Consider the following 9,529-nt stretch of genomic DNA (forward strand, 5'->3'; position numbering starts at 1 on the left):
CTTTATTAATTTACCCTACTTTCTCTTTTTTGGCAAATCCCTCTTTTGTTCGAGTTCTAATAGAAACGCTAGGCAACGTTGTAACATTATCACTTATTTTTATTTGCTTATTTAGCGTTAACTAATCTTATTTGCTATATAAAATAGCACTCTACCTTCAATTAACGAACTTTAGCTCTCATATTTTTATTTAAAATTTTTTCAAAAATACAAAAATAGCACCGCAATCCTGCGATTGCGATGCTATCAGATGCCATACTTTCGGCGAATTTCACGCTTTTGATCTCTTTCCTTAATTGTTTGACGCTTGTCATATTCCTTTTTACCTTGTCCTACACCTATTAGAACTTTGGCAAAACCGTGCTTTAAATACACCTTTAACGGAATAATGGCGATTCCACGTTCAGATTGTGCCTTAGCTAACCGTGCAATTTCTTTTTTATGCAAAAGAAGGCGTCTACTTCTTAAAGGATCATGATTATAACGATTGCCCTGCTTATATTCACTAATATGAACATTCTCTAAATAAGCAGAACCACCATAAATTTGAACATATCCATCACGCAAGTTTATTCTGCGTGCACGAATAGACTTTATCTCAGTCCCTGTTAATGCAATTCCTGCTTCGACAGTTTCTTTAATAAAATAGTCATGCCGTGCTTTTTTATTTTGCGCAATTAGATTATCATCTTTTTCTTTTTTCATTAAGAATCTCTCCTAATGTTTAAAGTTTCTCTGATTTCTTCTATTTCCTTGATTACGGCTGCGGTGATTACCACGACTATTATAATTGCTGCCACCACGGTGCCCGTGATTATTATGGAATCCGCGGTTGCCACGACGACGATCGTTCATCCCTCGATCGTTATGCTTCTTCTTAGGAGCGTTAGGGTCATAAACTTCAAAGTCTAATTGATGCTGCTCAACGTTAGCATTAATCAAGGTAACCTTAATAGGCATCCCTATCTTATATTGCTTATGCGTACCACGTCCAGTTAACGTCAATGACTTTTCATTAAAGCTATAGAAATCATCCGTTAAATTAGAAATGTGTACTAAGCCTTCAACAGTATTAGGCAATTGAATGAACATACCAAAACTAGTAACTGATGAAACTACGGCATCAAAGTGTTGACCCACTTGATCTGCCATATATTCAGTCATCTTCAAGTCATTTACTTCACGTTCAGTATCGATTGAACGACGTTCTTGAGTAGAAGTTTGTTCAGCAACATCTGGCAAGTAACTAGCAAAATGCTTCTGCATGTCTTCGGTAGTTCCATTTTCTTGATATGCGTGAATCATTCTGTGCACCATCAAGTCAGAGTAACGTCTAATTGGTGAAGTAAAGTGAGTGTAGTATTTTGCTGCTAAACCAAAGTGACCCAATGCATCTTCAGAATAATGTGCTTGCTTTAAACTACGTAGCATCATCATTTGCACTACAGCTTCTTCTGGTGTACCCATAGTCTTAGATACAACCTTTTGCAAATCAAGTGGCTTGATATTCTCTGGATCAGCGTGAATATTTAAGCCAAATGCACTACAAAATTCGAAGAAACTCTTAATTCTTTCAGCATCTGGTGTTTCGTGAACACGGTATAAAAATGGAACATGCTTTCTAAAGAAATCTTCAGCAACAGTTTCATTAGCCATCAACATAAATGACTCAATCATTTTTTCGGCAGTACCACGTTCATGCAATACGATGTCAGTTGGCTTGCCTTGATCATCAACAATAATTTTTGCTTCTGGTTCTTCAAAGTCAATGGCACCACGTCTATGACGTTGTTTGTATAAAATAGCATGCAAATCAGCCATTTCTTCGAGCATTGGACGTAATTTTACATACTTGTCCTCTAAGCCATCCATTTCACCCTTTAAGGTCTTATTAACCTTATTGTAAGTCATACGACCATGTGAACGCATAACAGAAGGATAAATCTTGTAGCCTACTCTCTTACCCTCTGGTGTAATTTCCATGTCACAGGACAAAACAAGACGATCTACACCCTCATTTAATGAACAAATACCATTTGAAAGTCTAAATGGCAACATTGGAATAACTCGGTCTACCAAGTATGTACTGTTACCACGAGCAAATGCTTCTTCATTTAAAGGTGTATTTTCTTTGACATAGTGTGATACATCGGCAATGTGGACACCTAAATGATAATTTCCGTTAGGCAATTTCCATAAAACAACGGCGTCGTCAAAGTCTTTAGAATCATCCCCATCAATGGTTACTGCAGGCTGATCTGTAATATCTACTCGACCTTTTTTCTCTTCTGCAGTAACATGATCAGGAATTGCATTAGCTTGTGCCATTGCATCTTCTGGCCAATCAGTACGAACGTCATGAGCAGAAACAATTGACATGATATCTACACCTGGATCATTCTTGTTACCAATAATCTTAGTAACTGCACCAGTCATAGATTCAGGATAATCTTCTTCAGGATAGTCCTTGATAGATACCTTTACCATGTCGCCCATCTGTGGGATCAGACCATTTTCGGATAAATATACACGATATTTGTGCAACTTTTTATTATTGCTTAAAGCATATCCAATAAAAGGACTGATCTTTCTTTGTTCATCAGTTAGTGGATGGAATTCACCGACTAAGCTTTCAAGGCCACGTTCTAGGATCTCTTCGATTCGACCTTCTGGTCCTTTGCCATTCCAAGGATTACCATCAGCAACAATCTTTACCTTTACTCGGTCACCATCAACGGCATACTTTGTGTAATCAGCTGCAATAAAAACGTCATCAACATTTTCATCGTCTAACTTTACAAAACCAAAACCCTTGTCATTGGCTTTAAAAATACCTTCGACGATTGTATCTGCTTGGGCTAATTGATATTGTCCCTTACCATCAGTAATAATTTTATTTGCATGTTCTAAGAAAGAAAGAGCTTTAATTAATTCAGTAAAATTACCCAATCTTTCACGACGCGCTTCTCGTTCAATTTGATCTACGCGAAATTGTTTTTGTGGATTATGGCGAAAAATTTCTAAAACACCGGCCAAAATTTTTTCGTTTTGTGCCATGTAATTAATCTCCGATCTTTTGAAATATAAAAAAAGCCTCCCCATCACTTTTGATCGGGAGGTACAAAATTTATTTTGTAGACATATAAGCTAGAATAATAGCAAAGACGAAAAAGAGAACCAATAAAACTGCGGTTACTTTTTCCATAAATGCCTCAAAACCACGTTTTTTGGTTTGACCACTAAAAACGGCACCGCCAGATAAGGCGTTCAATGCATCTTGTTGTTTTTGTGGCTGCATCATTGTTGCAATAACGATTAAGATTGAAACAATGATTAGTAGCGTCATAATTAAATTATACAATGCGCTGCCTCCAATACACACATACACTTACCAATAGATTTTATCACAAATTGCTTATTTTTGCAGTTATTTTTTAAGTTCTGGCGCATCAGTCTTAAAATCTTTTTGTGTCGATTTTTGATGATTTTGATACCAGAGTGATGTCTTGCTTGGATCATCGAACAACCGCTTCAATGAAGTTGCTTTGTTATAATCATAATCCTTTGGCTTAACCTTAGTAAACCACTTTGGACGATAAAAGCGGAGCAAATTACCATCAATTACACGATCAGACAAAGAAAGCTGTGTTGTCACCTTGTTAGAAATTGCAGTAAGCTTTGCTTTCAATTTCTTATCAGGCTTAATTCTTTCCCCAGTCTTCGTATCATAATAATCACTGCCTACTTTAGAATATTCAGGAGTAATAAAATCGCCATTTCGTTGAGCAACAATTTGTGGTGCATTTTTGCTAAGCAAATCATAGCCAAACTGAATAGTATCTTTGTCCTTGATGCCTAATAGATTTAATAAAGTTGGCAAAACATCAATTTCACCACCATAAGTGTGATTAATACCACCTTTTAATCCCTTCATGTGGAACATCAATGGGACACGCTGGAATTGCAGATTATCAAAATCATTGAAAGAATCTTTCTTAAGCAATTCAGCACTGGCTTTATGGTGATTACCTGAAATACCATAGTGGTCACCATAAAAGACAATCAACGTCTTTTTATCAAGACCAGTCTTCTTCATCCAACGCATTAATTCACCGATAGCCTGATCAAGATAATGCGCGGTTTGCACATAACCATCTACAGTTTCATCCCCTGTATTAGTCTTATCAATTGACTGATTTTTCTTATCCAAATTATATGGATAGTGGTTAGTAACTGTAATCATTTTTAAATAAAATGGTTGCGGTAAACGTTCAATATACTTAATTGATTGATCGAAGAAGATCTTATCCTTCAGACCATAACCGATATAATAGCCTGGCTTATTCTTAAAGTATGAAAGTGGCATGAAATATTGATAGCCGAATGATTTATACGCATTATCTCTATTCCAAAATGAGCCTGCACCACCATGCATTACGGCAGTCGTATAACCAGCTTGTTGATGCAATATAGCTGGTGCACTTTCAAAAGTATTAGAAGTGCCATAAGTCGACATGGCTGAACCTGATTGCAACCCAAACAATGAGTTTTCCAACATCATTTCAGCATCAGAGGTCTTTCCCTGACCAACCTGATTAAAGAAATTATCAAAACTAATCGTATCTTTTTGATGATAAATCTTATTTAAGTTAGGGGTTACTTCCTTGCCCTTCCATTTATAGCCAATTAAAAACTGTTGGAAACTCTCTAAGTGAATAACCAAGACATTTTTACCCTTGGCTACACCGTTATAAGCAGGATTAGGTTTGACATAGTTTGCTTTTAAGTATTGTCTAACTGAGCGTAGATCAGATACGTTAGCTTTAGCCATCTGCGCATTCGTCTGCGCCATCTTATAACCATCATAAATGGCATATTCATTAATGCCTAGATATTTAACAATATAATTATTGTCAAAAGTTCTAGTTAAAAGACCAGAACGATCTTTTTGCGCCATCAATAAATTAAGGCCCATTAAACTAACTGCCAGCAATTCTACTAATAAACTGACTTTAAGCTTTAAAGGACGTACGTCCATTTTGATGACTTTAGTGATTAATAAAACAATAATTGCGGCAATATCGATAAAGGCCAGAAAATCACTAGCTAAAGTAATTCCTGCAATACTTTTTCCTAAATTATCTGAAGTCGAACCTGAAGTTTTTATTATCGAAAATGACAAGAAATTCGAAAATTCACGATAATAAAGTATATTTGCAAAAAGCCACAGCGTTAGTAAAAAATCTATTACTAGGATAATCCAATATGACTTTCGCCCTTTAAAGAATAAGCCAATACCTAACAAGAGCATCCCTGATGGTATCGGGTTGATCAAAAGCAGAAATTGCTGCATTGGACCAACCGCACCCAAATTAAACTTCGTTAAATATATAAAATATGTTTTTAACCAAAACAGTACTAAAACAATCGTAAAAAAGCCAAGTTTAGTTTGCGTTAACCATTTAAAAAAAGACTTGGTACGTTCCATTGCTTTCTCCTCTCATTACGATATTTTATCTTACTACTGATTTAAGCAAGACGCATTTCTTTTAAGAAAAATTAATTACTTTCTGAACTTTTTATCTTTTTAGGTTTAAAAATCCAACCAAAGATACCTAGAATCATTCCGAAAAAGTAAGTTGAAAAGCGCCAAATAAACATTGCTAAAATCAAAGCACCATGAGAAGAAATAAACGTGGAGAATAAAGTCTGAAAACTGTATTCCGCACCACCAGATGCACCTGGAATAGGGATAATCGCCATGAACATAATAATCATAATATTCATCTGCGTGACATTAGCCCATGAACATGGCACATTTAAAGCTGTCAGTACCATAAATGGAATTAAATAAAAGAATAATAGCTGTAAAACAGTCAAAATCGAAGCTACAATCAGCTTCTTTTTTTCTTTCTTCAATTTCTGACTTTCTGCATAAAAAGTATCAATCTTTTCTAAAGTAGCAGCACGCCATTTTTCAACACGCTCTTTTTTTATGAACTTTGCCAGCAAATTCATTAAAGCGTTAGTTGCATTCTTTGTAAAATGATAGGCAAACATGATTGCTAATAAGAAAATGATGGAACTAACGTGGATCAAAAAGCCGATTGCAATAAATATAGCTAGCCCCGCAAATTTAGTCATTACCATATGAAAGCCAAAGATAATCGTAAAGACATAGGCGAATAAAACTACGATCTGATAAATAATGAATTTCATTAATAGAATGGAAGTTGATCTACCACCTTCCATCCCCATTTGAATCATCGCTGCCAATTGTGATGGTTGACCACCAGTTGACATTGGTGTAATCGCATTAAATAAAGCCTGAATAATTGGAATTCGCAAAAATGACCATGCAGATCTTTTAGGCTCTTCTTTACGATGAGCTAATGTGGCTAAGATCCCCGCTTCACAAACATATGACAGAAGCATTAAGCCAAATACCATTATTAAAGCTACAATATTAAGACCATGAGCCGCCTTTAATATTTCTGATAATGGTGTTGACTTCAGATCCATATATAAGACAAAGGCACTGATTGCCAATACAATCAAGATGCCCCATAAATGCTTTTTATTCATTAATGAATTTGACCCAATTCCTTGCCCAATTTGTATTGCTCATGATAAAAATCATTCCAAATATGGGCTAATCGGTCTTCTGAATATTCTTGACTTGCTTTAATAGACAAATCACTATATTTCTTCAACAGATGTGGATCGCTTTTGGCCTTTTGTAAAGCTTGATTCATTTCGCCGAAATCTTGGCCACTCATATAATAACCATCAATAATAGCCTTATATAAATCTAAATCACGCAGAAGTACTGGCGTGCCACAGCTAAATGCCTCCAAAACAGACATTGGGAACAATTCATCATACGATGGCAACACGAATAAATCAGCAATGTTCAAATATTTAACCAGTTTTTTGCGATCGACAATACCAGCAAAAGTTAAATTTTTAGGCGGATTATCTACCATGTCTTTATAGTGACTGTAGCCATCCGTAATCTTGCCAAAAGAAAAGCCACCTGCCCAAATAAATTGAACATCTGGATTAGCTTTTGCCATTTTGACAAAATCATCTATTCCCTTTCTTTCCTGAACTTGGCCATCGCCAAAAACTACAAATTTATCTAGCGGTAACCCCAATTCATGACGAAATGCATTTTTGCTTGCAAGTGATTCCTCATAAAATTCAGTTTTAGAAACAAAATTAGGAATGTACTTAACTTTATCGCGTTCAATACCATAATTGACCAATTTATCAATAAAAATTGGATTAACTACTACAATTTGATCCATGCGGTTATAAAAATCAATTACATATTGATAAAATACTTTTTTTGCAACGCCTGGTAATTTGATTGAGCCCTCTAAAGTATCTGGCAAAAAATGAACATAGCCAATTTTTCTACCACGTGCTGGTGAAAAACTATTAGCATAATAAGTTGGATTAATCGTATGGTAATGTGTTAAATCACTATTGCCATATTTATTTATTGTTACATAAAATTCATCTACTAAATGCGTTCTCAATAATTTAATTAATTCGTTATATGCTGAGCCGACCCCTTGACCTTTAACGGAATCAGCTTGTGAGAACATATTAATTCTAATCATCTATATCCTCTTTTTTAATCTTCTTCATGCTTAGGCTGATAATGATCAATTACATACTGATAAAAATCATGCACATTTGTAGCAAATTGATCCGATGAAATACTCTGCAACTTATTTTGCAATATTTCTTGTGGGATTTTTGCCCGTTTTTGCTTAAGCAAAGAAATAATTTCTTCTTGCATCTCTTGTTGCGTATTAAATCTTCGTCCAAAAATATCTTTGTCAAAGATATTTTCCGTATAATCAGTATCATAAACAACACAAGGTGTGCCGGCTGCTAAAGCTTCAACATATGTTAATCCTTGAGTTTCAGTATCACTAGCAGAGACAAAAATATCTGCCATGCGGTAGTAATTTCCTACATCTCCATGGTCAACATTTCCTGCAAAGATTACGTAATCTTCTAAAGTTAAACGCTCAACTTGCTCTTGGAGCACTTTAACATCTGGACCATCACCAGCGATCACAAATTTAACATTAGGTATTTCTTCTATAATTGCTGGTAATACATTCAAAATATGATTTATTTTTTTCTCAGCAGCAATTCTACTTAACGTCAATATAACTGGTGCATCTGCATCGATACCAAGATCTTTTCGTACATCACGATTTGCATCACTATTCATGCTCTGAATATCTACACCGGTAGGAATCACCCGAATCGGAATTTGGACACCGTAACGTCTTAATAATTCTTCTACTCGGCCACTAGGAGCAATACAGCCATCCATATTTTTTAAATAGCTTTTTACAAATTGCTTCACGTGATATGGCCGCAATAAATGTCCATTCAAAATATAATGCAAGTAATCTTCATACATCGTATGGTAAGTGTGAATAGCTGGAATATCTAGCTGATGAGCTACGTATTTTCCAATAGTACCCAATGCAAACTCAGTTTGAGTATGAACTATATCTAAATTGACTTCCTTAGCCACCTTAGTAGCTTCGAAAAGTCCTCTAAATGCAATTCTACGATCAGTAAACGAAACAAAAGGAATACTGCTAAAACGAAAGACATTAGGTTCAACTGTGCCTTTTTTTACATTAGGATCCGTTGTCGTAAAAATAAATACATTATGCCCCTGTCTTTCCAGCGCATCTTTTAACGTCTTAATAGAAGTAGCCACGCCACTTATCTGGGGAAAATATGTATCGGTATAAAGACCAATATTCATTTAAATACCTCCATATTTAGCATTATAAAGATTACTTAAACTAACTGCAATTTATAATGAAAAATTACAAATATATATCAATAAACAAAAAAAGTGATTCAAAAATGAATCACTTTAAAATAATAGCGGTGATCGGGGTCGAACCGATACGTCCGTAATGGACACCAGATTTTGAGTCTGACGCGTCTGCCAATTCCGCCACACCGCCATAATATTAAATTAAATTATCAACTTATCTTGTTGATAAGGCGGAGGTCGGATTCGGACCGACGATTAAGGTTTTGCAGACCTCTGCCTTACCACTTGGCTACACCGCCATAAGTTATCAAATTATTTAGAATTGGGATAGCTGGATTCGAACCAGCGCATGTTAGAGTCAAAGTCTAATGCCTTACCACTTGGCTATATCCCAATACTAGGGCGGAATATGGGATTCGAACCCATGCATGCCGGATCCACAAACCGGTGTGTTAACCCCTTCACCAATTCCGCCATGAAGGTAAACAGGGATAGTAGGAATTGAACCCACATCAGCGGTTTTGGAGACCGATGTACTACCATTATACGATATCCCTATTATGGAGGAGGGTGGATTCGAACCGCCGAACTCAGAGAGAGCGGTTTTACAGACCGCCGCGTTTAGCCACTTCGCTACTCCTCCAGCTTGATGGCGCGGGACGGAATCGAACCGCCGACACAAGGAGCTTCAATCCTTTGCTCTAC

Annotated in this window: 7 protein-coding genes and 6 tRNA genes; all 13 read right to left on the reverse strand. The window is 36.0% G+C overall.

The genetic code is table 11. The features are described from left to right. Window positions 1-246 precede the first annotated feature (246 nt). Window positions 247-705, reverse strand: a complete 459-nt coding sequence (smpB, locus tag FC37_RS08880; protein ID WP_025006418.1) for an SsrA-binding protein SmpB — start codon at window positions 703-705, stop codon at window positions 247-249. A gap of 12 nt (window positions 706-717) precedes the next feature. Continuing rightward, window positions 718-3,057 (reverse strand): ribonuclease R, encoded by a 2,340-nt coding sequence (rnr, locus tag FC37_RS08885; protein ID WP_056945620.1) that lies wholly within the window; start codon window positions 3,055-3,057, stop codon window positions 718-720. A gap of 70 nt (window positions 3,058-3,127) precedes the next feature. Beyond that, window positions 3,128-3,361, reverse strand: coding sequence for a preprotein translocase subunit SecG (gene secG, locus FC37_RS08890; protein ID WP_003632304.1), 234 nt, complete (start codon window positions 3,359-3,361; stop codon window positions 3,128-3,130). 66 nt (window positions 3,362-3,427) lie between these two features. Next, window positions 3,428-5,488: an LTA synthase family protein gene (locus tag FC37_RS08895; RefSeq protein WP_025006420.1), complete on the reverse strand. Its 2,061-nt coding sequence runs from the start codon at window positions 5,486-5,488 to the stop codon at window positions 3,428-3,430. A gap of 71 nt (window positions 5,489-5,559) precedes the next feature. Further along, the gene (locus FC37_RS08900; RefSeq protein WP_025006421.1) at window positions 5,560-6,585 is read right to left on the reverse strand and encodes a lysylphosphatidylglycerol synthase transmembrane domain-containing protein; all 1,026 of its coding nucleotides are present in this window, start codon (window positions 6,583-6,585) and stop codon (window positions 5,560-5,562) included. Beyond that, window positions 6,585-7,628: a glycosyltransferase family 4 protein gene (locus FC37_RS08905; RefSeq protein ID WP_056945621.1), complete on the reverse strand. Its 1,044-nt coding sequence runs from the start codon at window positions 7,626-7,628 to the stop codon at window positions 6,585-6,587. The genes FC37_RS08900 and FC37_RS08905 overlap by 1 nt, the downstream gene beginning before the upstream one ends. Before the next feature lie 14 nt (window positions 7,629-7,642). Next, window positions 7,643-8,806 (reverse strand): glycosyltransferase family 4 protein, encoded by a 1,164-nt coding sequence (locus FC37_RS08910; RefSeq protein ID WP_025006422.1) that lies wholly within the window; start codon window positions 8,804-8,806, stop codon window positions 7,643-7,645. A 123-nt stretch (window positions 8,807-8,929) separates the two neighbouring features. Further along, window positions 8,930-9,014 (reverse strand) — tRNA-Leu (locus FC37_RS08915). Between the two features lie 38 nt (window positions 9,015-9,052). Then, a tRNA-Cys gene (locus FC37_RS08920) sits at window positions 9,053-9,123 on the reverse strand. 23 nt (window positions 9,124-9,146) lie between these two features. Next, window positions 9,147-9,218: transfer RNA gene (locus tag FC37_RS08925), tRNA-Gln, on the reverse strand. 7 nt (window positions 9,219-9,225) lie between these two features. Next, window positions 9,226-9,298: transfer RNA gene (locus FC37_RS08930), tRNA-His, on the reverse strand. Window positions 9,299-9,310: 12 nt separating this feature from the next. Further along, a tRNA-Trp gene (locus FC37_RS08935) sits at window positions 9,311-9,381 on the reverse strand. Between the two features lie 4 nt (window positions 9,382-9,385). Beyond that, a tRNA-Tyr gene (locus tag FC37_RS08940) sits at window positions 9,386-9,467 on the reverse strand. Window positions 9,468-9,529 lie beyond the last annotated feature (62 nt).

The organism is Lactobacillus gallinarum DSM 10532 = JCM 2011 (genome assembly GCF_001434975.1).
GTDB classification, from domain to species: domain Bacteria; phylum Bacillota; class Bacilli; order Lactobacillales; family Lactobacillaceae; genus Lactobacillus; species Lactobacillus gallinarum.

Coding starts and splice junctions, on each gene's coding strand:
- smpB (WP_025006418.1), bottom strand. CDS start 705: ATGAAAAAAGAAAAAGATGATAATCTAATTGCGCAAAATAAAAAAGCA.
- rnr (WP_056945620.1), bottom strand. CDS start 3,057: ATGGCACAAAACGAAAAAATTTTGGCCGGTGTTTTAGAAATTTTTCGC.
- FC37_RS08895 (WP_025006420.1), bottom strand. CDS start 5,488: ATGGAACGTACCAAGTCTTTTTTTAAATGGTTAACGCAAACTAAACTT.
- FC37_RS08900 (WP_025006421.1), bottom strand. CDS start 6,585: ATGAATAAAAAGCATTTATGGGGCATCTTGATTGTATTGGCAATCAGT.
- FC37_RS08905 (WP_056945621.1), bottom strand. CDS start 7,628: ATGATTAGAATTAATATGTTCTCACAAGCTGATTCCGTTAAAGGTCAA.
- FC37_RS08910 (WP_025006422.1), bottom strand. CDS start 8,806: ATGAATATTGGTCTTTATACCGATACATATTTTCCCCAGATAAGTGGC.